The sequence below is a fragment of the Providencia sp. M-27 genome, from assembly GCF_011077905.1.
Classification (GTDB): Bacteria; Pseudomonadota; Gammaproteobacteria; order Enterobacterales; family Enterobacteriaceae; genus Providencia; species Providencia huaxiensis.
Map to the genome: position 1 here is coordinate 1 of NZ_JAALBT010000015.1, position 23,018 is coordinate 23,018.

Annotated in this window: 24 protein-coding genes; 2 read left to right on the forward strand and 22 right to left on the reverse strand. The window is 46.7% G+C overall.

The annotated features are described in order from the left end of the window. Positions 1 to 314: 314 nt before the first annotated feature. The 14 genes from G6Q48_RS17455 to G6Q48_RS22875 all read right to left on the reverse strand — a co-directional run bounded on the left by G6Q48_RS17455 (position 315) and on the right by G6Q48_RS22875 (position 12,156). Entirely contained in the window at positions 315 to 575 is a 261-nt protein-coding gene (locus tag G6Q48_RS17455; RefSeq protein ID WP_042847227.1) for a hypothetical protein, read from the reverse strand. A 43-nt stretch (positions 576 to 618) separates the two neighbouring features. Then, entirely contained in the window at positions 619 to 846 is a 228-nt protein-coding gene (locus tag G6Q48_RS17460; protein WP_042847228.1) for a hypothetical protein, read from the reverse strand. Between the two features lie 3 nt (positions 847 to 849). Continuing rightward, positions 850 to 1,164: a hypothetical protein gene (locus tag G6Q48_RS17465; RefSeq protein ID WP_042847229.1), complete on the reverse strand. Its 315-nt coding sequence runs from the start codon at positions 1,162 to 1,164 to the stop codon at positions 850 to 852. Positions 1,165 to 1,224: 60 nt separating this feature from the next. Next, on the reverse strand, positions 1,225 to 1,710 hold the full coding sequence (locus tag G6Q48_RS17470) for a hypothetical protein (protein ID WP_042847230.1): 486 nt from the start codon (positions 1,708 to 1,710) through the stop codon (positions 1,225 to 1,227). A 98-nt stretch (positions 1,711 to 1,808) separates the two neighbouring features. Beyond that, entirely contained in the window at positions 1,809 to 3,587 is a 1,779-nt protein-coding gene (locus tag G6Q48_RS17475; protein WP_166267788.1) for a VWA domain-containing protein, read from the reverse strand. A 51-nt stretch (positions 3,588 to 3,638) separates the two neighbouring features. Further along, the gene (locus G6Q48_RS17480) at positions 3,639 to 3,920 is read right to left on the reverse strand and encodes a hypothetical protein (protein ID WP_042847232.1); all 282 of its coding nucleotides are present in this window, start codon (positions 3,918 to 3,920) and stop codon (positions 3,639 to 3,641) included. Positions 3,921 to 3,972: 52 nt separating this feature from the next. Beyond that, entirely contained in the window at positions 3,973 to 5,238 is a 1,266-nt protein-coding gene (locus G6Q48_RS17485; protein WP_052219376.1) for a DUF3150 domain-containing protein, read from the reverse strand. 99 nt (positions 5,239 to 5,337) lie between these two features. Continuing rightward, the gene (locus G6Q48_RS17490; RefSeq protein WP_042847233.1) at positions 5,338 to 6,399 is read right to left on the reverse strand and encodes an AAA family ATPase; all 1,062 of its coding nucleotides are present in this window, start codon (positions 6,397 to 6,399) and stop codon (positions 5,338 to 5,340) included. A 66-nt stretch (positions 6,400 to 6,465) separates the two neighbouring features. Beyond that, the gene (locus tag G6Q48_RS17495) at positions 6,466 to 6,840 is read right to left on the reverse strand and encodes a hypothetical protein (protein ID WP_042847234.1); all 375 of its coding nucleotides are present in this window, start codon (positions 6,838 to 6,840) and stop codon (positions 6,466 to 6,468) included. A gap of 367 nt (positions 6,841 to 7,207) precedes the next feature. Then, positions 7,208 to 8,323 (reverse strand): lambda-exonuclease family protein, encoded by a 1,116-nt coding sequence (locus tag G6Q48_RS17500; protein ID WP_052219377.1) that lies wholly within the window; start codon positions 8,321 to 8,323, stop codon positions 7,208 to 7,210. Between the two features lie 59 nt (positions 8,324 to 8,382). Continuing rightward, positions 8,383 to 9,927, reverse strand: a complete 1,545-nt coding sequence (locus G6Q48_RS17505; protein WP_042847235.1) for a recombinase RecT — start codon at positions 9,925 to 9,927, stop codon at positions 8,383 to 8,385. Between the two features lie 85 nt (positions 9,928 to 10,012). Next, positions 10,013 to 10,702: a single-stranded DNA-binding protein gene (locus G6Q48_RS17510; protein ID WP_052219378.1), complete on the reverse strand. Its 690-nt coding sequence runs from the start codon at positions 10,700 to 10,702 to the stop codon at positions 10,013 to 10,015. Between the two features lie 467 nt (positions 10,703 to 11,169). Then, entirely contained in the window at positions 11,170 to 11,607 is a 438-nt protein-coding gene (locus tag G6Q48_RS22870) for a hypothetical protein (RefSeq protein ID WP_042847236.1), read from the reverse strand. A gap of 78 nt (positions 11,608 to 11,685) precedes the next feature. Further along, a complete protein-coding gene (locus G6Q48_RS22875) occupies positions 11,686 to 12,156 on the reverse strand; it encodes a hypothetical protein (RefSeq protein WP_162762202.1) in 471 nt (156 codons plus the stop codon). Positions 12,157 to 12,803: 647 nt separating this feature from the next. On the opposite strand from G6Q48_RS22875, the gene G6Q48_RS17525 reads away from it, so the two are divergent. Continuing rightward, entirely contained in the window at positions 12,804 to 13,553 is a 750-nt protein-coding gene (locus G6Q48_RS17525) for an AcaB family transcriptional regulator (RefSeq protein ID WP_052219379.1), read from the forward strand. Between the two features lie 143 nt (positions 13,554 to 13,696). Beyond that, positions 13,697 to 14,227 (forward strand): tetratricopeptide repeat protein, encoded by a 531-nt coding sequence (locus G6Q48_RS17530; protein ID WP_042847238.1) that lies wholly within the window; start codon positions 13,697 to 13,699, stop codon positions 14,225 to 14,227. A 50-nt stretch (positions 14,228 to 14,277) separates the two neighbouring features. Here G6Q48_RS17530 and G6Q48_RS17535 read toward each other — a convergent pair whose 3' ends face one another. The 8 genes from G6Q48_RS17535 to G6Q48_RS17570 form a co-directional block, all read right to left on the reverse strand. Next, entirely contained in the window at positions 14,278 to 15,363 is a 1,086-nt protein-coding gene (locus G6Q48_RS17535) for a TraU family protein (protein WP_226617178.1), read from the reverse strand. Then, positions 15,360 to 16,619 (reverse strand): TrbC family F-type conjugative pilus assembly protein, encoded by a 1,260-nt coding sequence (locus G6Q48_RS17540; RefSeq protein WP_173424828.1) that lies wholly within the window; start codon positions 16,617 to 16,619, stop codon positions 15,360 to 15,362. The genes G6Q48_RS17535 and G6Q48_RS17540 overlap by 4 nt, the downstream gene beginning before the upstream one ends. Next, positions 16,613 to 17,065 carry a signal peptidase I gene (gene lepB, locus G6Q48_RS17545; protein ID WP_226617185.1) on the reverse strand — a complete coding sequence of 151 codons (453 nt, stop codon included), beginning with the start codon at positions 17,063 to 17,065 and terminating at the stop codon, positions 16,613 to 16,615. The genes G6Q48_RS17540 and lepB overlap by 7 nt, the downstream gene beginning before the upstream one ends. Positions 17,066 to 17,154: 89 nt before the next feature. Next, positions 17,155 to 17,430: a hypothetical protein gene (locus tag G6Q48_RS22880; RefSeq protein ID WP_042847240.1), complete on the reverse strand. Its 276-nt coding sequence runs from the start codon at positions 17,428 to 17,430 to the stop codon at positions 17,155 to 17,157. Continuing rightward, the gene (gene traC, locus G6Q48_RS17555) at positions 17,427 to 19,916 is read right to left on the reverse strand and encodes a type IV secretion system protein TraC (protein WP_042847241.1); all 2,490 of its coding nucleotides are present in this window, start codon (positions 19,914 to 19,916) and stop codon (positions 17,427 to 17,429) included. Before traC ends, G6Q48_RS22880 begins: the two co-directional genes overlap by 4 nt. A 23-nt stretch (positions 19,917 to 19,939) precedes the next feature. Further along, positions 19,940 to 20,683 (reverse strand): DsbC family protein, encoded by a 744-nt coding sequence (locus G6Q48_RS17560; protein WP_042847243.1) that lies wholly within the window; start codon positions 20,681 to 20,683, stop codon positions 19,940 to 19,942. A gap of 407 nt (positions 20,684 to 21,090) precedes the next feature. Next, positions 21,091 to 21,624 (reverse strand): type IV conjugative transfer system lipoprotein TraV, encoded by a 534-nt coding sequence (traV, locus tag G6Q48_RS17565; RefSeq protein WP_042847246.1) that lies wholly within the window; start codon positions 21,622 to 21,624, stop codon positions 21,091 to 21,093. A gap of 2 nt (positions 21,625 to 21,626) precedes the next feature. Then, entirely contained in the window at positions 21,627 to 23,015 is a 1,389-nt protein-coding gene (locus G6Q48_RS17570) for a TrbI/VirB10 family protein (protein WP_052219380.1), read from the reverse strand. Positions 23,016 to 23,018 lie beyond the last annotated feature (3 nt).

A 23,018-nucleotide genomic window follows, 5' to 3' on the forward strand; every position in this document is an offset into this window, starting at 1 on the left:
GTCACGCTGAAAATGCCGGCCTTTGAATGGGTTCATGTGCAGCTCCATCAGCAAAAGGGGATGATAAGTTTATCACCACCGACTATTTGCAACAGTGCCCTGATTAATACCAAACGCAGTATTGGCAATGCCAAGTCCACGATCGTTAAGCAATTTCACAGTTAACATATCGGAATGAATTAACGCCAAGTCAGCTTGCTCCTGAACATCAGAAGTGGGCCAAAGGCGCATCTTTTCAGATACGAATCCGTAAATGCTCAATTCGACAGAATGAGACATACGTACCTCTTTAATAGATTTATGAATTTAGAAAATTAAAAGATACCGGGCTTGCAACGAGCCAATGCGGCCAGAATGCGTTCGCGAGCAGGGGAGGGGCTAACAGTTGCCTGAATGCCTTCCATCCAATCCTCAACCGGTATGCGGGTGAATTTGTCGTCTGTATTGCGGATACGAAATGCAATCACTGCCCAACGTGATAAAGCATATTTAATACAAGCTTCATCACCCGGAACGACAACGCCACGCAGTTTCGCGGAAGCGTTATTGTATTCAATCAATGCACAAGCACTCATACAGTTCACCAAAACGAAAGGCCCGCTACGGGGCCTTTGCTTTTCAGAAGTTAATATTATCGTTTACTGTGACAGGAATAGGATCCTGATGTGCAGCAATATCGATGAAGTTAAAACGTTTAATGTTGGTGGCGCGAAGCACTTTGCCAGTAGAGAGCACAAAGGTCTCAACATCAGCATGGCGACTATCAGGCCAGGACTGAGAAATTGAGGTTTCGCGGATTAAATATGACCGTTTATTTGATGTGAAAGACACATAAGGTATCAGCATTGCTTAACCCTCTGAGCCCATCAGACCGTAGCCGTATGTCGTTAACGTATGCACTAAACACAGTGCATCAACGGTCATGTACGGCCACCAATTACCTGTCTCATCACGGAAGAAGTGTATTTCTAGTGAATCCGGGGCCATTGGGTGGTACGTATTGATCACGAAAGACTCTTCAAAAACGGGTAGGTTTTCAAACAAACTAACACTACGCTTTGGTGAATTGCCATGCACGTAACCAATGAGGTCATCAATCATTTCAACGGTAAAGCCGCTTTGTGGTTCAACGACAGAAGTATCAAAATTAATATATTTAGCCATGATGAATATCTCCAAGAGAAAGTAAAACGCTGACAAATGCCAGCGTTATTCTTTAAGCGGTTATGCACACTTCCGAGCAGCTTCGTTCGGGTAGTAGTGATAGAACGCCTTCTTGTATTTTTCGAAACCGCGACGCTGTGATTCAACGAAGTCCATATTTGATGGCGCATCGTAGTGGTTCGACTGAATTAAACGATCTTGTTCAGCCAGGTCATGCTTCCAGCGATGCAGAACACTCATACGAGTCTCTTCTGGGTCCAGTTTGGCGAAGAAGCAGCAGCTAGTGAAAGAGCACAGATCCGACTGATTTTTATCAGAGAAGATCCAGAGAATTTCATCAACACGCTGTTCAACGTTGCTTCTGGGGGCCGTCATGATGTACAGAGAGTCACGAATAATTTCGTAAGCCATCTGTTGCGAATAACGCAATTCATAACGATCATCTTTGGCAGCGCAAATTGCTTCATAAGTCCGGTCGTCAGCTTCAAACAGTTCGTTGAAGGACAGCTGATTTTCATGAGCAAATGCATTTTTGGACATAGTCATTTTGATCACCTTTAATAGATTTAAAATAAATTTAGGAATTAAAAACCCGGCCTCATGCAAAGCAGGAGGCTAAGGATTTGTTTAGGAAGGTTTTAAAATTAACGAGTTAAAGCTTTGCGGGAGACTTCGAGAAGCTTTCCGCGAAGGGCAGAGACAGAACCTACAGCAACACCAGTATCATCGAATAGAGAAGTCATAATGTTTGAATTAGCACCGCCGAAGCCAATACCAATAACAATCACACCTTCTTTTTTCGCGTCATTAACCATCTGAATAACAGGCCCGGAGTTATCGGGCTTACCATCAGTGACCACGACCATGACATGGCGATCAGCGCGCGCATTTAGCAAGTCACTGAACGCAGGCCATAAAGCTTGTTCCAGTGGCGTACAACCATTTGCGCTAATACCAAATTGCTTAGCGTTAACCGCAGCCCGGAAGCTTTGTTCACGCGCTTTTAGCAAGCCAACGTTATTTGCGGTGGCATGTGGGAAATGATAGGCCGAAGTCGAAACACCTTTGATGCCGTCCAACGCAAAGAGCAAGGAGACAACAGCGGCTTCAGCTTCAACCATGTCAGAACCCAATGAACTGCTTGAATCAAGCAGAACAGTAAAGGCAGAGTTGAACTCAACAGCTTTAGATTTGTGTCGGAATAACTTGGTTTCTCCTAAAAGAGCCGAAGTCAGCCGACGCGTATCCATAACACGACCCGTTTCTTTGTGTGTACGACGAGTTTGTTGCATACCTTGTAGTAGCCCGTGCATTGACTGACGAAGGCCAGACGCAGCCTGAACACCTCGGAGAACCGAAGCTTCTCTGGTTGCGTGACGCTTAGCCGGAGCAATACCGAACGGGGTAGCAGCAGGTGTGCGTTCACTTGGAGAAACGTTGTCTTTAATACAGTCATTCAAGCGTTCACCAGCACCTTTAATAACCTCGTTGAGATTATCATCAGTGACATTGGCAAAAGGGTCTGAATGGTCTGATTTAGACGGTGTTGAGCTGGTAGAAACGCTGGTGGAAACATCACTGCCAGAAGCAGGGCTGTCACCATTTTCAGGTTCATTACCAGGCTGAGCGGAAGTACCTTGAGACGATTGACCGTCAGAAGAGCCATCGCCAGCATCTACATTAGAGTCAGCACTATCATTATCTTCGCCAGGCTGTGAGTTATCACTGCTTGGTTCGGATTGTGAATCGTCACCGGTCTCAGGAGGCAGATCATGTTGGTCTTGTTGATTATCGTTAAAAGCATCTACTGCAAGATCGTAAAGACGACAGGAAATATCCAGACAGTCGGCAATGGAAGGCGCGTTAATCGCCAAACCGAGAATGTCCATCGCTGTATCAAACATGTTTTGTCCGAATAAGCGAATGAAGTCTGATTGGGCTTGATCAACAGGAATGTTAAGTGCGTGATACCGTTTGAAACCACACAAGAGTAAACCGTTGATAAATGCTACAGCAGGATCATCAGTTGGTTTCGTGTCCTCATTAAAAACAAAGTGATTTAACGCTTTGAGAAATGAAGGCACTCCGGGAAAGCGACGACCTATCGCACGTTCAATACGAAGATCTTCGGTTATGTTTACCAACTTACCAAGAACACTTGGGTTGTAGCCTTGTTTGGCACGAGCAGGAATGTCTTCTTTCAGAATCGGAAATTCTGTGTATTTGACATGCGCAGCTTCGTGAACCAAATAACCCAGAAGGACGTCAGACAATTTTTCAGCATCCTTATAGAAAGGAATGTTGATAGTGAATGAAGAACCTTGCTGAGAAGCACAAGCCGTAGAACCACCAACAGTTACATTCACTCCGAGCTGATCGCTCAGGGCGCGTGCAACGACGGGCAGAGAGTTATAAATACCCATACTTACCTCACAATAGATTTAATATAAATTTAAAAGGACGAAAACGAGTCGTTAAGGACGTTTCAAACAGGTGCGAAGGTCACCGTTGTCAGCCAAACGTAAAAAAAACGTTTTGCTATCCAAAGTCACCGAGGCGTTTTGCAGTACCTGTTGCCAGGTAAAGCGGTAGAGAGAGTGAGACGGGCCTAAACGGAGGATGTCGAAATCAGTTTCAGAAACACCAAGCCAGGGCAGGGTATTACCAAACAACACAGCAAAAGCCATAGGAAGCTGCTCACCGTATTTACTAAACTCAACAAGTAACTCGTTGTTGCACAAAAGATACTTTTGCATAACCAAGTCCATATTTAGGAAATTAAAAAAGGCCCGTAAAGGGGCCTTAGATTTAGAACATCATGATCCCATCGTCTGAATCGGTATCAGCAAAATCCAGATTAACTGGAGTAGCAGAAGCCGGGGCATTCAAATCGACAGCGGCAGCAGGAACGACGAAAGAACTCAGCAGCGCGCTATCATCAACAACTTCAACAGAACCAGCAGGCTGATTAACTTCAACAGTGCTTGACGTATCAGCCACTGTAACAACCGGGTCTGCAACAGGACCGGCCGGAGGCAAGTCGAGTGGCAGGTCGGCCAAGAAGCTATCATCAATCGTTTCAGCAACAGCGAATGCGTTCGTGTGTGGAACCACGTCAGCAGGAGTGGCTGGTGTTGTTTCCAAAGCAGGTTGTGCTGGTGGAGAAACCAAATCGGTAGTCGGCAACTCAAAAGAGGCGTCGAGAACCAAAGAGGCATCCAAACCAGAATCAGCTTGCGGATTTGAAAGCAACGATACAAACGACTTAGCAGCTTGTGGATCGCGGAGGTTGTTTAGAAGGGATAATGCATTGTTGTAGTCTTGACCGGTAACTTTGCCTGTCAAAGGTAAGTTATCAAGCACTTGAGACATGTACTCGCACAGACCTTCAACACTGGGGTCAATAAACGCCAGAGTACGAAGTTTTTCAGCAGAACGACGTAGCGGATTCAGTGTGTGTTGACTGATTGCATCTTTGCTATTCAGGTTCTTTAAGAACTTGTCAGCAACGGAGGCAACGTCTTCATAGACTTCATCTGCCAGACTTTTTACCTGACTTGCAAAACCATCTTGAATGATGGCATTGCCATAAGGAGTGATATGAATCGCAGTAAACCCAAATTGAATTTGGGAATCCATATAGCCGATATCAATCGCGGCATCGCGCACAAGGATTGCACGATACTTTTCCTCAAATGAATTAATCCAGCCATTAAAATCAGCCTTCAAAAATTCTTTTTTGTAGTCATAAAACTCTTGCTTCACATCCTTCAGTTCATCGATGAGTGCATTGACCTTATCCGTTGGGACAGCATAGCCGCCCATGAAAGCAACACCGTAGGACAAACAAGCTTTCTTAGCCTTGTTCTTAAAGCGTTCAAACGGGTTAATCAACTGCGGGTCAATCACTTTCTTAGAACCAAGAGACACCATGACTTCTGGTGGCAGTTCGGCATTTTCACCTAAGTCTTGACGTTGCAGCTTTTTACGGCCGCTAATGCAGGAAATCTCAGAAAGAGAAACCAGGATTAATTGGTCTAAAACTTGAGTGTGAGTTTGGTTATTCGTAGACATATTAGTTACCTTTTATTTATAAATTTAAAATATTAAAAAGGCCCAGAAATGGGCCATTATTTATTTAGAGAATTGCATTTAGAGAGGTGTTAACAAGGTTTAACCGAATACCGCTTTGAGGATGGCATGCAGAGCACGCTTATCATCAGCACCGGCACGGTTACCGATTTGTAAGTCGAAGGAAACTTGCAGAGCTTCAGGCATTTTGGCCTTATTCATCAGCGAGAAACGTTCAACCCAGGCAATCAGCGAGCGAGTAGAGCACGTAACAGACAATCGCGTGTCTGGCGAAACAGCGGATACCTTGACAGAAGAACTGTCATTGGACTGATTAAAATCACCAGCGATATCACTGCCGACAAACAACTTACGAATGATGTTAGCGATTTCAACAAACTTACCTGCGAGCACTTCATCTGAAATGAACTTCTTGATTAACGAGGTTTCAACGTCTTTTGGCATGTAATTCGCGTTGATGAACATATAGCGATCGAGGTTCGCGACGTTCAGCACTTTTACACCACCATAGACACCCGTTAAATCACCTTGGCCGATCGAGTTGGCTGTAGCGACAAAACGGAAGTTAGGATGCTTTTTGATCACTTCGTTGGTTTCAGGAATAACAAGATTCCCACCTTCTAAGATCGCGTTAAAAGCGTTAGCACAGCTTGGGTCAAGTTGGTCGTATTCATCCAAAAGGAAAATGAGGCCAAATTTGTAAGCAAGTGCCAGAGGACCATAAAGGAAGTCTGTACGGGTATCACCGGTCATTGTGTCGCAAACGAGACGAAGACCACCGACAAGACTATTAATGTCCAAATCCTGAGAAGCTGTTGTTTTCATCAAAGGCCAGTTCAGTCGAGCGGCAACTTGCTCAACAATACTGGTTTTACCGCAGCCTGTAGGGCCGGAGATCCACAGCGACTGACCCTGAGGGTAGTTAATCCACATCAGGACAGACGCACGCAGAGACGGCTCAAACACGTAATGATCATTTCGGCTAGGGATGGCAGCACTGAATGCATTATCCGCAGCGAAACCAGCATACGGTTTAACCTGCGCTTTCATGTGTTCTGGAATGACAACGCCGAATAATTCCGGAGAGATTGCGACGTTACGAACCAGGGTATCAGCAGCTAGAGTAGTGTTAAAAGTAGACATGTATTACCTCAATAATTTAGATAGATTTAAAAGAGTTAGGGAATTTAAAAGTGAAGAGTCGTCGAATTAAGCAGCAGGAGAACAGCAAACCAGATTGGAATGTGTATACCGGCTACTCATTTGTCCTTGTTCACAGACAATCGACTTAGGTGCATAAGTGGCAAACGCCGTAATACCACGCTCGGAAAGCGCGGTGATCAGGGTTGGCATAAAGTAGGTTTTGGCATAAACCAAAACACCTTCAGCCTGGTGACGGGAACACAGCAGCAAAGCGATATCTGCTAGTTCGTCGGCACGTTGCTGCATTAACGAAACGGTGGGGCAGTCATTGAACGAGAGTTTTTCACGAATGATTTGTGAAATGTCACGTTCAACATCAATCACACCCATTTCGCGTTGTGCGTCGGATGCTTTATATGCAGTCAGATTAACGATGGACATGGAGAGACTCCTAAAATTAATAGATTTAAAAGGTTTAAGGCCTCAGAAAAGAGGCGAGATTTAAGGTATTGCAAAGTTCCAGTAGAGTGACTGGAGGCACTTGTTGTTCTCAGCTTGAGAACGAAACACCGTTTTCGACGCATAAAAAAACCCGCTGCTTAAAAAGCAACGGGCTATCGAATTTGGTACAGATATGCGTGTGCCGTGTGAATGAGAGTAAACGCATTCAGAATGGCGATATGGCCGAAATTAGGTGTTTAGGGGCAGGTTGCCAGAAGTTAGGCGGTGTGTACCGCACCGCTACAATAATCAATTCTTACAGCTGGGTCAACAAGAAAAAACCCGACCGAAGTCGGGTGTGAGAGAGTTAAAACAACAACAAGGCATTGTCTTCAACACCGGTGAGTGCATCTCCTTCTGCCACAACAGGTTTGATGGCTTCAGGTGGAATATAAACGCTGTCCTCTGGGGAAGCTTCATACTCATAGACAGACAGGCTGGAGCGAAGAGACTCCTGAGTCACACAGTCCGGATATTGCTCAGCAGTCACATTAAGACGCTCAGCGATCATTTTCCAGTTAGTGCGACCTTTGACTTTACTTTCCAGATAGCGAAAACCAAACCCATCAATACGGACAGGGTCTGTGCTTTTGAAACCAAGACCTGTTGCAAGACCTTGAATCGACGCCTTAAGCGTTTCTTCAAGATTAGACAACTGGGCTTTCACGGCTTCAAACTCGGCTTCTTTGGCGCGGACATTCGCAACTTGACGGCGGATGTCAGCGATACGAGCAGAGAGATCATCTGGAGCAGTAAATTCACTGGTTTGGGCCAGAATATCGGCATCAGAAACCAGCAGGATGTCTTGCTGTTTATCAAAAGCCGGAGCTACCTTTTGATTTAAACGTTCCCAGAACTCTTTGCATGCAGCAAACAAACGTGTGAAAGCGCCCTGGTTAGGTTTGATAAGGAAAATCTTCGGCTGATCTTTAGCGGACCAGAAAACAAGATAAGCTTGCGGGGCACCTGTTACGAATAACTGATGCTGCACCTGCCAGAAGTAATATTTAAATTCCGGCGAGGCTGAACCTTGTTCGAGGATAGCTAAATGTTTTTTCTCTGAGAGATTCTTGATCTCCAGTACAGAACGGTCATCGAGCTGTCCATCAAGCGAAGCTATCATGAACGGGTACTTGGCATGTCGAACGCAAAAGGGTGAGGCTATTTGCCCCAATTCACTTTCGCAGTAAGACCGCGCAAGCGCTTCGAGTTTGTTACCGGCATCCACCTGCTTAATCGCAGATAGATCTTCAGAAGCAAGCAAGCCTGCATACTGAAGGTATAACTGATAAGGCGTTTTCATAGCTCCAGGCGCACCCAAGAGAATTGGGGAGCATGTTGCCGTAACACCTGTTCTACGCCATTTGTGCCACTCTGGAGTTCCTTGTTCAATATCGACAATTTCACAGATTGAATCAGACATACGATCACCATTAATAAATTTATAAAATTAAAAAACCGGCAATAAATGCCGGTTATGTTTTATGCTGCTTTAGCTGTTGAAATCAGGTTGCACAACATCTCTTTGAGACCTTTGTGTTTGACTGAATTCAAGGCAGATTCAAGTTCGTCGAATTGACCGGACTGAAGAGCTTGAGAGTAGAGCACTTGCATGGAGTTAGTTTCAGCTTCAACAGAAGAAACCCACTGGGCTGCACTGGCTTTAAACTCCCCGTCAGCAAGACGATTAACAAAGTCATTTGCGATCCCAAAATCACACATGTGAACTGACTCAGAAACTTTCGTACTGAGCAGGTCACGGCGCGATTGTTCCAATTGACGTTTTGCGTAAGCCAATTCGCTGTCGTTGAAAGAAAATGCGTCTTTCAGTTCGGCGATCATGGTTTCGTAAGCCAGCGTTTTTTCTGCGCGGGTAACGAGTTTCGCAATTCGTTTGAAACTGCTTTGACGAACACCTGGAATTTCAGACATCGGAACTTGAAGTTCTTCTGGCTGAGATCCACCCGCATCAGACTTGGGTTGAACATCAACTGGAGCTGACTGAGCTTCCTGTGACGCAGGCTGAGATGCCTTCTCAACGGGTTGGGCCGATTGCGCAGGGGGAGCGACGTCATCATGAGCAACAATTTCACCCTCAATAACACTGTCGTCAGCAACAATAGGCTGAGATGAAGCAACATCATTGTTAGCAGCCTGAGCAGCTTGACGTTGAGCCATTTCAGCAGCAGCAGCTTCAACAGGGACATGAGCGGAAGACTTGAACCCTTCTTCACCGTAGGTATTGAGATAATCAATCACTGCGCTGATTCGAGTTCGGTTGCCTGGGATTAAATGAACGGTTTGTTTAAGGGCGGATTTCAGAACCATTTTCCACGGGAATGTTGTCCACGGAGATAATGCTCTTTTATCAACTTTTTTCCAAGATTCAGAAACTGCGCGAGCAGCGGCTAAATCTTCAACAGTTACAAAGTAAACGAGGTTGCGGCCATCTCGCATGAGAAAGTCCACATAGACACCACGGAAGTTACCGCGAGCGCCTAAGGTACCTTTATCCGTCACCGTCAGAATCAAATCCCCTTTGCTAGCAAATGGGTCAAACTCATGGATCGGACTATTACGACGACCTTGTGGCTTAAATACTGCATCATTCTCAAACACCAATTCAGCAACAATGTCTTGGCAGAGTCCTTCATCTGTAGCCATTTTGATCAGGCCGAGATAAGAGACATCCAAGATCACCCGATTATTGCGTGGAACCAGATATGCCTGTTTCTGTGCAGGGTCGAGTGTCAAACCGGAACTCGCTAACTGTAAAAACGCAGTCTCGAAAGAACGCGGGTTAGTTAACGCAATACCAGTGAGATAGTCACTGTTGTTAATGATGTGCTTGGCAAACACACACTCTCTCTGGAAAGAGATATGTGGGTGCATTGCAGCCTTTTCAAACTGACTACCTAGAGTCATCATGTGACGGGTCACTGTGTCAACTCTGACCGTGATGTCAGTGTTGGCTCTTTTCGCGTTATTGTTGTCATAAGCGCGACGGGCATTGTTCGAATAAGACATGGTAGTACCTCATATTTAATAGATTTAAAAATTGACCAAACAGATATGAAAACGCCACTCAACGAGTGGCGTTTACTGCGGAGTATTAACCGCGCATATCGGAATAACTGCCATTACTAACCATTGCACGAGCTGCAATGAGTTGGTCTGTGACGGTAGGCTTTGTAGAAGGTACGAAGATCGCACTGCTACGAGCTGTCACAGTTTGCTTAACGGTAGGTTGTTGAGCGGGCGGCTGTTGTTTGGCTTCTCTCTTGGCTGCGGCACTTTTCTGTGCTTGCTGGAGTGCTGCACGGAACTTGTTACCGATCGTTTTCACTTCGTCATAACTCATCTTCTGAACAACTAACTCAGCATCCAGACGCGCCTGTAATTCAGGCGAACGCAGTGGTTGTTGAGTTGGTGTCGAAGCAGTGATTGGAGCAACGTAAGACTGAGGATTAGCATCATTAATTCGCGTATCAACGACCAGGTTGGTCGCAATATCGTGAACGGAGAATGCATGGAACTCAGTACGCTGAACATCGGAACCATCTTTCACATAGCGAGCTGTGCGAGCGATAGCTTCGATAGAGATCTCAGAGTCTTTCTTGATGGTATTGTGGAGAAAATCAGCAACTTTACCGAAAGCCTTGATAGGGAAAAACTCAATCACTTTTTGCGAGTTGATCTTCATTTCACAACCCAAACGGAAAAAAATGACAGAGTCATTACCGTTTTTAGCGGGAGTATAACGAGGGTCGATCGCTACTTTACCTTTAGCTTTGGAGAACATAGTTAATACCTCAATTAATAGATTTAAAATATTTAGAAAGTTTATGCCTGGAAAGGCCTGACTAGCCTGAGGTTAAATCTCAGGTACAGTCTGTTTAGGAAGGGAAGTTAAGGGTATTGCAATGCCCAGTAGAGTGACTGGACGCACTGATATTCCTCAGCGTGAGGAAAAACACCGGTTCGACGAGCAGCAAAAAGCCCGGAGCCTTATAGGGCACCGGGCTGTCGAATTCTGTTTTGTAGGCATGAAAAAGCCGTGAGAATGAATGCGGGATTCATTCGTAGAGGCGCTGGTGGCCGAAATTAGGTGTTTTGGTTAAGGGCTATTGCCGGAAGTTATGCGATGTAATCGCCAGAACAGAGTAAGCGATAGGAGCGTAAGGGTCAATCGAAAGGCAAAAAAAAACCCAGCATAGGCTGGGTTTCTTGGGAGGTTAAGATGAAAAATGATAGAAGAACATTCGAAACTCAATGATACGCAGCAGCTAATTGAAGGTATCGACGATGAATGAAGTCCAGGGTGGCGCGATAGGTAAAGCTATTGGAGTAGCTCGTTCCATCCAGATGGACAAAGATCATGAATGCGTCTTCTAGACGTGAACGATCTTTTTTTCTCAATCGATTCTTACCAATATTGCATGCTACTGAAGCCAACATGAATTTAACTTTGGCCATCAACTTGATAGCTTCAGTCCGGTTTTTAACGCCGCATTCACGAAGTGCAATATCATCATTTTGACTGATACAAAGAGGGCAATCATCAGCACCTTCATGGTGACAGCAATGCCATCCACAATCATTACAATTGAGGGTATAGGTATTGCGGGAAGCATCAAAGCCTTCCAACTGACAAGGACTACCACAACGAATACAGTTTTCGAACGTGGAAGCATTAATGATAATCATAAATCACCTTGAAATTAATAGATTTAAAATAGTTAAAAGCCCAGGAATCTGGGCTTGTTTAAGAGAGATTAGTGAATATCAGCTAACAACTTCCATGATCCAGAGACCACGACGTTTGTCAGTTTCAAGGTCGCGATAACCAGTCACATTACCCTTGCGATCAAGAACCTGAGCTTTACTGGTGCGCACTTCGGAGTCTTTCCAGAAAACAACAGTGTCACCAATTTTAGCACCAGAATTCTCGACAGCTTTTTTAAGACCAATAGCCCAAACTTTATTTTGCCCTTCGATTTCAACATAGAAGGACATATCGTTTGAACGGTCATTTTTCCAATGAGCCATACCAAAAGAAACCAACTTACCTTCGTGCTCAGTGATAACAGTGCGAGAAGGACGCTTGGCGCTTGAAGTGGTGGAATCATCAGAATCGTCAGACTCATCAAGTTCGTCATCTTCAGTAGAGAAACGAGACATGATTTGAACAGCCAGAACAACAGCTGACAGAGTCAGACAGCCACAGGCAATGATTAAAGGAATAGTGGATTGCACAAATCCAGCCGTGAAAATATAAAAAGCAATGCCAGCTGGCACTACGAACGAAGCGTTCTTAGGACGCCAGAACAACGAGAGGAACATGCCAATATAAACAAAGCCTTGCAATTCGAAAGAAGACATAATATTCACCATAAATTTATATGCGAAGTCCGGCCACAGAGAAACACCCTGAAATGTGAGGATTCAATGGATGTAAACAAAGCGACAGACATCGTAAAAACGAAGTCCGGACACAGACAAAACGCAGGAGTTGAGATAAGAGGAAGTTAACAATTTTTTTGGTTTGGATTGAGATCCAAAAATACCCTTTGCTAGGGCGGCAAGGTGACATGTTTTGTTCAAAGAACAAGAACACGTCAGAGATGCTCTGGCCTGATTTAGGCGTGCGAAACCCGTGAGGAAAGCCAGTTAGGCTACCAGGGGGCGGTGGTATATTCACACCGAAGTTACGGGTTCGCGTTTGAAGTTATGCTGAGAAGAGAGTAGGCCATCAGCTAGGCTGTTACAAAAGCCTACTTCAGATAACCAGTCAAATCAAGAACTGTTTTTCTTCCGCGAAATGCTGGCCTTTTCCCATGACTTGACCGTTTTCGTATGACTAAATAGTCAGGCTTAAATGCGACTAAATGTGAGGATAAATCATGGCAACTACAGAGAAGGCTAAAGTGACTGATAACGCAAAGCAGGGTCAAATCAAACGTAACAACCGTGGCAACCGTACACGTTCGCCGGAGCCTACGCAAAACAAAGGGCAGGCACCTACACGCGAACGCCGCGAATACTCTAACCCGGAGATCACCGTACCGTTCCAGCTGCAAACGCAAGAAGGTATTCGCATGCAGCAACGCCACTACAATTTGATGTCAAAGGCGCTGTTTAATCTGACCATTAACAGCACCGGACTGGAACGCCTCGGTGTAAAAGGGGCGATTGACCGCACCAAAAAAGCCGTGAGTGAAATCCTGGCGGGACCAGAAAAAGAAATTAGCTTCGGCATTTCAACGCTGACTAAAGTTCTTGAAGAGGCCGAGGCTTCTGGAACGAGTCGTATTGAAGAGGTTTCGTATACGGCCCCGCGCGACTACAGCATTCGAGTACGTACTCCTGATGCCATGCGTGTAGTGCGTTTGTTCCGTAGCTTCGATGAGCTGATAACGCTGCTTGATCGCTTGTGGTTGAACAACCTGTTTAATCAGGATGAAGTGGATGACTATAAAACCCGCTTGCGCGACAGTATTCGCAACATGGTTAACACCCTTGACCGGCACGCATCGGCCACTGTCGAAGAACTGAACGACAATAATGGCAAGAATGCAGATGTTGCGAGCCCAGCGAACAAAGAGCAAAGCGAAGCTGAAGCCACGCAAACCGAAAGCCATACCGAAGCGTAATTACCCTCTCATCAAGCCCCCTCACCAAGGCAGGCCACCCACCTGCCTTTTCTGTATGCGCTTGCTTGCAATTAGTGAAATATTTGTTAACGTTCTTCGCATCCTCTGTTTGATTTAATTAATAAAATAACAAATAGGTTTCTATGAAGAAGACAGCCATTGCTCTGCTAACTTTCTCCTTGTGCCTTCCTGCCCTAGGTGCAAATACACAGCAACAAAATACAAATCCCCCCCACACGCAAATCACGAACGATCTTGAAAATCTGTATCAAGAAGGTTGGCGGTATTCGAACGAGGGTAAGTTCGACCTCGCAGAACAATCATTTCTTAAAGCTGCCAAACAAAACCATCTTAAATCCCAGGAATCCCTTGCGTTACATTATTACTTCGGAAAAAACGGTAAGGTTAACTATCGGTTAGCAGGATATTGGTTTCACCAGGCCGCAGGTCAAGGCTCTGCCAGGGCGGAATTTACATTAGGAACAATGTATATAGATGGTGCTGGATTTCCCAAAGATGTTGATTTCGGTATTTTTCTGATTAATAAAGCAAAGGTTAAAGGGTATAAGCCAGCTGAAGAATACATAATCGCTTTTGAAAAATTGAAAGATTCATGCAGACAAAGTTCTTCAAAAGAATGTGATATTACGGTAACTCCACAAATAGGGTGGTAATAAAAAACCCTTGTAGATATACAAGGGTCTGATTCAATCAAAACTGCGAGTTAAATAGTTCGGCAGCAATCCATCCATTGATAGATCATGTATGTTGAGTCTTGGCCTTTTCCTGTGGGGTAGCGATACATTCCACCTTGCCACTGATATGGGGATTCACCGACTTCATGGCCTTCTTTGGTTTCAGGTGTCGGACTGAACATATTCAGTTTGTATTGCTGCTTAGGTAAGGTCGGGTAGATCTTTGACCGGCAGACTGTATCATTCCCCATAGTCCGGTAAGCCAAACCACGACGGTGTTCAACAGCAAGCTCGCGAATACCGGCCAAGCTGGTTGTTCGAGTCGTGTCCATACTGCGCACCGATCCCGTCAATGGGTATTGCCCTCCCCAAGAGCCCGCACACCACCAAAGCGAGTCCATTGGTTGTTTCCCCGCGAATTGAGCCGCTGCCTCTAATGCACAAGCTTGCTGTGCCACGACGTTTGCAACCGCAGCCGATTCCGGGTTCTGGAAGAAAGCCAAAGCTGTGTTGTTCCAGGTTGGGTCAATCTCAGAGAAACTAACCACATCAAAGTCACTGTACGGGTCAGCAGTACATTGCCCCGGCAAATACAGGTCAAGCATACGCAACAGAGGAAGAGCGTACATGTGGGCGTTATAGAAGCTGATTGAAAACTTATTACGTCGCTCTTCATCACCGCCGTCGGTTTGGATGCCGTACTGAAGGTTATTGCCGAGGTTAAGGTTAACCCCTCCCAGCGAAGACATGCAGCCTGGCGTGCGTGTCAGTTCGATGATTTTGCGGGGCTCCCACATAGCTGTCAGCACGCCTGGGTGATACACCCCAAGACCGTCTTGGCAAGCACACGCCATACCACTAGCGGCATTGTCTGGCACTTTACCGGAGGGGCCCATTGTAATTCCTGCAACCTTGATTGGGAAAATACACCCCCAGCATACGTCGGTAAAAAGCTTGAAGGAAAGAAGTTGATTATCACGGCATACCTCATTCACCGCAGGCGCAGTCTCGGCTGTTTTATCAGCCATTGCATTGCCTGCAAAGCATAAGGAAACAGCCGTGGCAGCGATTAGGTGCAAACTGAATGATTTTAATTTTTTGTGTAAGGATTTCATTTTGCCACCTTATTAGCATAGTTGGCTTCAGGGTACTCATTGATGATGAATACTTTTCTGTCAGCAGTGACGATACTGGGTACCGCTTCAATACCAAAGCGCTCAGACATACCTGGCTGGATCATGTAGAGTCGGGCTTTCTCACCGTAATGCTGCGCTGCATCTTTGAACGTATCCCAGCCATCACCGTATACGTTCGTTGTGATCAGAATGGGATTGATGCCTGGCTCCGTGTTTTCGTACTCATGGCGCGCAAAGTCACGCTGCCACGGCACGCTGGCATCAAACACTATCAGCTTCTGGCCGAACGGAATCACATCTAACGGATTCACCTTTCCTTTTTTAGCGACGACAACCCCTTCAGGCGTGACAATATCTTGGGGAATGATTACCGTAGGATCGATGGTGTGGGTTGCGCGCTTCTTAACTGTCGGGAACACTTCAAATTCCTGGCGCTGGCGAGGCCAATAGTTGTTCAAAGCGTCTTTTTTCATTTGCTCAAAGTCGAGATTTTTAACCCCTTCTTCAATCATGTCCAGCAGGCTGCGCTCCACGACTTCTTTCGTAGGGCCTGCGGTACCCAGCTTACCGGTTTTACCCTTCAGGAAGTCGATATTCGAGATGCCAGATACGCTGGCTACAAACTCACCATCTTTCTCATGGATGATGGTTGGAACTGCGGTAACGGCATTATCTTTGAAGATGACCGGATCCAGATTAACTGTCACTTCTGCACCGGAGTCGAGCACCAGCTGTTGCCAGCGAGTGAGTTCGTCCATTAATTTTGCTTTATCAGTAACGCCACGAATAACCAACGAGACATCCCTGCGGCCATCGTAGTCGGTCATCATGTCTTTAATTTCCTTATCAGACAGTGATGCAGAAACTAGCACATAGTAAAAATCACCGGCCATTTTGTTTTGTTTACCGTCCGCAACGTCAGCATCTGCAATTGCGCCAGTGACAGTGTCACTTATCATTTCATTGTCAGTACGCGTTTCTGGCATTTTTCGAAGCATTTCGCGGTTATTTTCACGCGCTGACTTTGCATTAGCTTCTTCATTTTTTTGTTGCTCTCTTGCTACACGGATGAGGCTATCAATATCGGCCTTCTCATTATCCGTTACCTCAGCAGGGCGAGAGGGTAAATCCGTCAAAGGCAGTGATGCCGCACTGACAGAATAGGCCATGCTACTAAACACGGCCAATGCGATGAGAGCTTTGCGAAACTTCGTGACTTTTAGTTGGATTACCATATCGGGTAGGCCCTTCCTATGATTTGTGTTTCCGGCACCGATCCCCAGTAGCGAGAGTCGAAGCTGAGTTTTGTTCGGCCCATAAGCCAGATCCGACCCTCAGGGATAACTCCATTGCGAGTAAGTTCTTGAGGGGTGTGACCTGATTCTGTGGCAAGCGCTAGGCCTTCACCGACCATCGAACCATTTACTGTGGTCTCTTCATCATTCACAGAGATGGCATCCCCACCGACCCCGTCCACCATTTTGATGCCTTTCCCTGACTCACCCATGTATTTCGAACTGAAAGCAAAGGTAGTGCCTTTAACGGGGGTAGTGTCGTGCTTATCTACCAGATAAATACGGTAAGGGGGTAAGCACTGGTTATTTTGAGGGTCAATACCAATTTCGAAACGATGCAACACGTAATAACTTGATGGCGCAGAGATCGCCCCCACCAGCAACATCAGCAAAGCATGTTTTTTCCACGGTCGCTTTTGCTTATAAATCTTCTTCCAAAGTGAGTTCGCTGCGGCCATGACCACGATACCCCCGGTTAGTTGCCTGACGAAGAAACTGTTTGCGGGATCTGCATATAGGCAGGATATTTGTATAGAGCGGACTCATTGAGGACCATGTAGCCAGCTTTCGCCATTGCCTCGGCGCGCGCATGAACCAGTTTGATTTGAGGGTCGCTGAGAACCTTTCCATTTGCCCCGGTATAACTAACCACAGCAATGTAGTCAGTTGGTGCAGCGGGAGGGACGAACCGCCCATAAAGGGCGGCTCCCAGAAACCCGCAGAGTAATGAAACAGCTGCGGTCTTAATCATGCGGCTATACCTCGTTGTCGTTCTTCAAGAATTGAATTGATGGCATCCTGGGTGGACATGCCCTGTGCTTTACGTTTTCTGATAGCTGCCACGTCATCCGGCGCTGTCGAGTACAGCAGCATGGAGAACGGATCCACAATCAACCGGCTAATCCCCTGACCGGATTTGGAGATAACGTAAATTTCGGAGTAAACCCCTCGGCTTGAACGCACCGTTTTCAAGAAACGGTACCCTGCATCATCCAGTGCTAAGCGCTGGTGGTGCTGAGCTTCGTTGATCGCAGATTCACTCTGACCCAGTAACAGCATAAACGCAGAGTTGTCGGCGATAGATTTTCCGACGCTATCTTTGTAAATATCGTTAATGGATTGCGTGATCGTAATGGCAGCGCCGTTGTATTTACGGAAGCGGCGGTAACCTTTTTCAATGAACGCGCCGATGTTTCCTTTGAGTAAAGCCCAGGCTTCATCGATAACCACGATTTTCATCTGGCCGCGATCGCCCATAAACATGTCTTGCTGGATTTGGTAAATCAGCTGTAACAGCACAACCTGCTTCAGGTGCTCAGAGCTTTCCAGGCGCGACAGTTCCAGAACCGTAAACGGGTTACGGAAGTCAATGTTGTTTTTGCCTACGAAGAACTTGCCGTACTGACCCCGGCTGGTGAATGGGTACAATTGGTGCCCCAAACGTTTAATGTCGTTCTCTTCATCCGCCAGAAGTGATTCCGCAACCATATCAACGGTAGTCTCTTTACCGTGCTTGCGAACGAGATTGGCAACGTGTTCTTTCATACGAGCTTCTTCGAAGTCGTTCAGACCAGCCTTAGGCGCAGCCATCACAGATAGGAGACCGATAATCAGGTCTTCTTCACCGCCGTCTTCGTTATCCGGGTTTTCACCGAAGTAGTCTTCAATCAGTTCAAAGAAGTTGAGACATGGCTTCTTATCCGGATGGAAGTCCAGGTAGTCCCCGTTGTAGGTCTCACAAATGTTTTTGTACGAGTCCCCTACGTCGATACACCACACCTTCGCTCCCAGACTGCGATAAGCGGTAATAATGTAGTTGGTTAAGAACGACTTACCAGAACCGGACTCTGCCGCAATACAGGCGTTGTAGTTTGTATCAGAGTCGAACAGGTCGAGCATCTGCACCTGCCCCGATCGGGAAGTCAGCATTAACGCCGGGTTACTGGTACCTTGCCAGTCAGCGTAAAGTGGTGAGATAACCAAAGCTTCACTCAGTGCCAGCGTGCGGTAACGGCCCATTGATTTCTCAGCACCAGCCTCGTTGAACATAGGCAGGGACGAGAGGAAAATAGGCGCAACAAAGTAGCTATCCGGGATCATTTTGAATTGATAGGTGTTGAGGTAGCTGGCCGCTTCCTGGCTAGCACGGAATACACCGTCTTTGGAGTTTGAGAAGATAGTCACTGTGAATTTGGCTTTACAAATTGGCTCGCCGTTGTCCAGCTTGTCACTCAGCAGGTCGTAACCTTCTCGGATAGTTTTCAACGATGGGATCCATTTCACCATTGGCCCATCGGTTTGCTGCACGATCCAGTTACGCTTTTGCGTGAACTTGGTCTTCGCGTTTTGCTGGTCGAAGAAGATCATGCTCATGGAGATAATGCAGGACGATTTAATACCAGTAGCGCCGCTCATCATATCGCCGAGGAAATATTGAGCTTGCCCAGGGAAAAACCGCTTAGGTAGTTTTTTGGCGCTTAATGTGCGCACAAATGTTGTGCCTGTGTGACGCTCACCTCGCTGGTCTTCGTCTTCTGGATTGCCGAAGGCACAGTATTTATTGCGAATGAAGAACTCTCGGTCAGGGTCAACCAGTTGCTCAGAGATCATCAAATCGTCTTGCACTTGTAGCGGATTACGGTCACGCCACGAAGCAGTTTCCCCCTGATTTAAAATGGAAGAAAGCACATCGATGTAACGGTCGCGCGTCAGTGTAGCAGGGCACAAGCCCATGATCCCCAGCGTGGTGTCAAACGTGTTGCGGAATTCAGAAATCAGGTTGAATTCTTCTTCTCGCATGTCGTATTCGTTTTTCACCGGCACCTTCACCGTGATCAGCAACAAACAGTTGCGGACACGGGTACCCGTACCCTTCATAGGATAGTCGGTGCTGTGAAGCAGAAACTTAGAACGGTTGTAGATTGCATCGCGCAATACTTCGTCATCACAGTCCATGCGCAGAACGTCCATCTGGTTAATTTTGCCAACGATATTCGGGCTGGCAATCAGGTCGAACTGCACAATGGTTTTCGCCGGGAAATTTGAGGACAGCAATGTTTGTAATTGCTGCATCTCTTTACCGCTGGTACCGGATAAGGGACGGCAAAGGAAGCCGAAACCGATATATTTATTGTCACATAGGAAAATGTGGTTTTTCTCATCGTATGCCCGAACCGGGCACACATCTGAGAAGCGTTTGATAGACTTCAAACGCTGTATGATGATTGATTCGCTCATTCTAACCCCACAGAAAGAAGAACTTATTGACCAGCCAGGAAGGCTTTCAGACCTTGTTTTGGTGCGCCGATGCTGAAAGCACCGTCGTCTCGAATGATGAATGGCACCATACTGACGCCTAACACCTGAGCGGTGATTGTGCGGCGTGCCAATGCCTGCATATCACAGTCTTTAACCTGGTCAAATTTGGTTTTTTCATGCGCGATAATAGCGCGGTCGGCACGGTAGCGATCTGAAGCACAGTACAGCTCTTTGTTACGGATTTGGCTTGGCTCGCCGAGGGCACCCAGGGACAGAACGTTAACGGTGTATTCGTGCGGGTCTAGGTCAGCCAGCTGATTAAGGGCTGCGGCACAATGCACGCAGTTCGGGTCAGTGAATAGAATGACTTTTTTAGGTCCGTCGCCCCAAACGGCAGGTTGAAGATCAGCGATGTTCAGTTTCAGCTCTTTGATCGGAATGATGCTGGCATACTTGGTGATCTCATCAAGTGTGGTCAGGTCTTTCTTGGCCCAAGTGTCGTACATGGTGCCTTTGAACAGGTACCGGCCATTTGACGACAGCAGGTTGACTTTGCCGTCAACTTCCAGCGCGATAATGCCGTTGGTTGGCACAACGAAGCGCTTGACGTCTTTGCTTTCCTTCGGCGCGTTCATGAAGGCTTTGTTGTTAAACACAGTATCAGCGTTCACATCTGCACCGGCAAAAGCGGAAGCGGCGAAGCTGGCGGACAGAATCAGGGATAATACTTTCTTGCGTAGCGTCATTGGAGTGCTCCTGTGAATGAGGCTACATTTTCAATGGTGAAAAGGCGGATTAACAGCGAAAAGGCCAGCAAAACGAGGTCAAAAAACAGCGTTCTCTTTAAGGGGGATTTTTGCAGGATTAGAAAAAGGTAAGGCCGTTCGAGGGGGAACGGCCTTGCGCATGAATCCATTTACCAATATGTCTGAGTGGGGTTTATCCAATGCGAGGGGTAAGTCACACATCGAATGTCAGCATTGGCAAAATGCGGTATGGTTACCATGCGTCTGTAATTTTAATCACAATCCTTATAAATAGCAATGAGACCCTAAATGAAAGAAAGCCGCACTAGGCGGCTTTTATAACACAACTGACTGTATTTGAGGGGGAATATCAAATCATTCAGTTTGCATTAATTTCAATTGGAGCATTATTTGCTCGGTGTTTGAGGGGCTTGTGCCGCCACTGGAGGCGTGCTCATTGGTCGAATAACAGCACTCCGGGTCGATGCATGTGACGCGCCAACTTCCCAGCGGCGAGGTTCAATTTCGGTGTACACATAGCCAGGGACGTTCAGATCACCGTCTGCGGATTCATAAGGGTCAACCAACACACGCATTACCTGTGCCTGAGTACGGATTGGCTGAGGGTTTGCGGTAGCAGCAGGGACAGGTACATAACGACCACCAGTTGCCACACCACCAGCCCCGGCGGTACCTGCAACACTGTTTCGCTTCAGATCTACTGGTTTACCAGACAGCTGTTGTTCCGACACCGCATCAATGCGATCTTGGTAGTCATCACCATCGGTCAGCTGGTGGATGTCGCGGATGTTCATACAAGTGACAGCATTGGGCATACCTTTACAGCCGTATTCTGAATTCCCATCCACCAGCGAACAACCAGACAATGCGGCCAGACCAGTTACTGCGACACAGATTGCTAAAAGACGTTTTTTCCACATAATTAGTGAGTCCCGTTAGAATTGAAAGTGGTAGGCGTTGCTTTGCCATTAGGCTTGACGCGGGTAAATTTCAGCGTTACACCTTTTTGAACGATAAAATCGACACTGCGACCCGGATCGATTTCGATAACAGGGAACAGATCACCGGCCATGTTCATGTAGAAATCGGCCAAGCGTTCTAATGCTCCACCAACACCAGCGATAGCAGCACCTTGAAGGGCTTCGCTGCTCATCACTTGCTCATAAGGCGTGTTGTTTTTCTTACCGCTGTTGTTATCGCGGGTAACGTTGATAGTCGGAATGTTCTGGACGCTAAACAACGATGACGCAGCCTGTAAAAAGCCTGCGGTCAAGGCTTTCGCCAGGTATTGACCTTGCTTGGTAACCAGACGACCACGTACACCAGCCTTACCATCTTCCCCCACTGCATACGCATCGAGTGGAGATTCAAATACAGCACCATCATCACGAATGCAGGTGATCACCTCAGAGCGGAAGTAGCCGCGTTCGGACGACAGCTCGCCAAATCCAGCGGCCAACATGCCACACTCACGCACGTCCGCACGGAAGCGGTTCGGCAGGATGGCGTCTTTCTTGATGCGGATAAGCGCTGGGTAGGGGTCTTTGCGAGCGTTCTGTGACGTCGGTGCATCCATACCTGAAATGAAGACACCACTCAGGATTGAGGTCGCTGGGAGGTAGGTTTGGAATGCTGGATCATCATCAGGATCAGCGGCAGCGACCTCTTTTATGTCCTCATGCACAGAGATAATATCCGGCGTTGCTTGTGGTGCCGCCTTACCGTCTTTACCTTTGGCGTCTTTATCCGCAGCAAAATCAGCGGGGTTCGGCTGCTGGGTGTTTTCGTACACTCGTTGGAGCGTGCCGTCGTTATTCAGGTTTTCGTGAACACTGTCCGACGTTAACTTCTCTACACCTTGCTTAGCATTATTATCGCCGCTGTAGACGTCTTTTGACCGAACTGATTTGGAGTAAGGCAATACGGTAGAGCCTTCAGCAACACGTTTTTTCAGCTTTTCTTGTTCAATACGGTCGGTGCGTTGTTGTTGCTCAATGGCGATCAGGCGCTTGTTGATTTCGTCAACGTTAATGGATTTTTTCAAATCCGTGATGTTTGAGTTTTGCTTTTCAATCGCTTCCCCTAAAGCGCGCAGGCGAGCAGCGATCGCGTTCTGGCTAACCCCCTGGGTGTCAGTGTCAGTCAATACACTGGAAATAACTTGCTCTGATGGCCCGCGCGCCGCAGGTGTGCGCGATTCAGGCATCAGCAGGAGGATAGCTGGGATCAGTACAACAAACGTACCCCCCAACACAAAAAGACGTTTTTTCTTGGCGTCCAGCGTGTCCCAGCGTTCTTTCAATTTACTCATCTT

Excerpts from the sequence above, each read along its gene's own strand:
- G6Q48_RS17455 (WP_042847227.1), bottom strand. The coding sequence starts at position 575 with ATGAGTGCTTGTGCATTGATTGAATACAATAACGCTTCCGCGAAACTG.
- G6Q48_RS17460 (WP_042847228.1), bottom strand. The coding sequence starts at position 846 with ATGCTGATACCTTATGTGTCTTTCACATCAAATAAACGGTCATATTTA.
- G6Q48_RS17465 (WP_042847229.1), bottom strand. The coding sequence starts at position 1,164 with ATGGCTAAATATATTAATTTTGATACTTCTGTCGTTGAACCACAAAGC.
- G6Q48_RS17470 (WP_042847230.1), bottom strand. The coding sequence starts at position 1,710 with ATGACTATGTCCAAAAATGCATTTGCTCATGAAAATCAGCTGTCCTTC.
- G6Q48_RS17475 (WP_166267788.1), bottom strand. The coding sequence starts at position 3,587 with ATGGGTATTTATAACTCTCTGCCCGTCGTTGCACGCGCCCTGAGCGAT.
- G6Q48_RS17480 (WP_042847232.1), bottom strand. The coding sequence starts at position 3,920 with ATGCAAAAGTATCTTTTGTGCAACAACGAGTTACTTGTTGAGTTTAGT.
- G6Q48_RS17485 (WP_052219376.1), bottom strand. The coding sequence starts at position 5,238 with ATGTCTACGAATAACCAAACTCACACTCAAGTTTTAGACCAATTAATC.
- G6Q48_RS17490 (WP_042847233.1), bottom strand. The coding sequence starts at position 6,399 with ATGTCTACTTTTAACACTACTCTAGCTGCTGATACCCTGGTTCGTAAC.
- G6Q48_RS17495 (WP_042847234.1), bottom strand. The coding sequence starts at position 6,840 with ATGTCCATCGTTAATCTGACTGCATATAAAGCATCCGACGCACAACGC.
- G6Q48_RS17500 (WP_052219377.1), bottom strand. The coding sequence starts at position 8,323 with ATGTCTGATTCAATCTGTGAAATTGTCGATATTGAACAAGGAACTCCA.
- G6Q48_RS17505 (WP_042847235.1), bottom strand. The coding sequence starts at position 9,927 with ATGTCTTATTCGAACAATGCCCGTCGCGCTTATGACAACAATAACGCG.
- G6Q48_RS17510 (WP_052219378.1), bottom strand. The coding sequence starts at position 10,702 with ATGTTCTCCAAAGCTAAAGGTAAAGTAGCGATCGACCCTCGTTATACT.
- G6Q48_RS22870 (WP_042847236.1), bottom strand. The coding sequence starts at position 11,607 with ATGATTATCATTAATGCTTCCACGTTCGAAAACTGTATTCGTTGTGGT.
- G6Q48_RS17525 (WP_052219379.1), top strand. The coding sequence starts at position 12,804 with ATGGCAACTACAGAGAAGGCTAAAGTGACTGATAACGCAAAGCAGGGT.
- G6Q48_RS17530 (WP_042847238.1), top strand. The coding sequence starts at position 13,697 with ATGAAGAAGACAGCCATTGCTCTGCTAACTTTCTCCTTGTGCCTTCCT.
- G6Q48_RS17535 (WP_226617178.1), bottom strand. The coding sequence starts at position 15,363 with ATGAAATCCTTACACAAAAAATTAAAATCATTCAGTTTGCACCTAATC.
- G6Q48_RS17540 (WP_173424828.1), bottom strand. The coding sequence starts at position 16,619 with ATGGTAATCCAACTAAAAGTCACGAAGTTTCGCAAAGCTCTCATCGCA.
- lepB (WP_226617185.1), bottom strand. The coding sequence starts at position 17,065 with ATGTTGCTGGTGGGGGCGATCTCTGCGCCATCAAGTTATTACGTGTTG.
- G6Q48_RS22880 (WP_042847240.1), bottom strand. The coding sequence starts at position 17,430 with ATGATTAAGACCGCAGCTGTTTCATTACTCTGCGGGTTTCTGGGAGCC.
- traC (WP_042847241.1), bottom strand. The coding sequence starts at position 19,916 with ATGAGCGAATCAATCATCATACAGCGTTTGAAGTCTATCAAACGCTTC.
- G6Q48_RS17560 (WP_042847243.1), bottom strand. The coding sequence starts at position 20,683 with ATGACGCTACGCAAGAAAGTATTATCCCTGATTCTGTCCGCCAGCTTC.
- traV (WP_042847246.1), bottom strand. The coding sequence starts at position 21,624 with ATGTGGAAAAAACGTCTTTTAGCAATCTGTGTCGCAGTAACTGGTCTG.
- G6Q48_RS17570 (WP_052219380.1), bottom strand. The coding sequence starts at position 23,015 with ATGAGTAAATTGAAAGAACGCTGGGACACGCTGGACGCCAAGAAAAAA.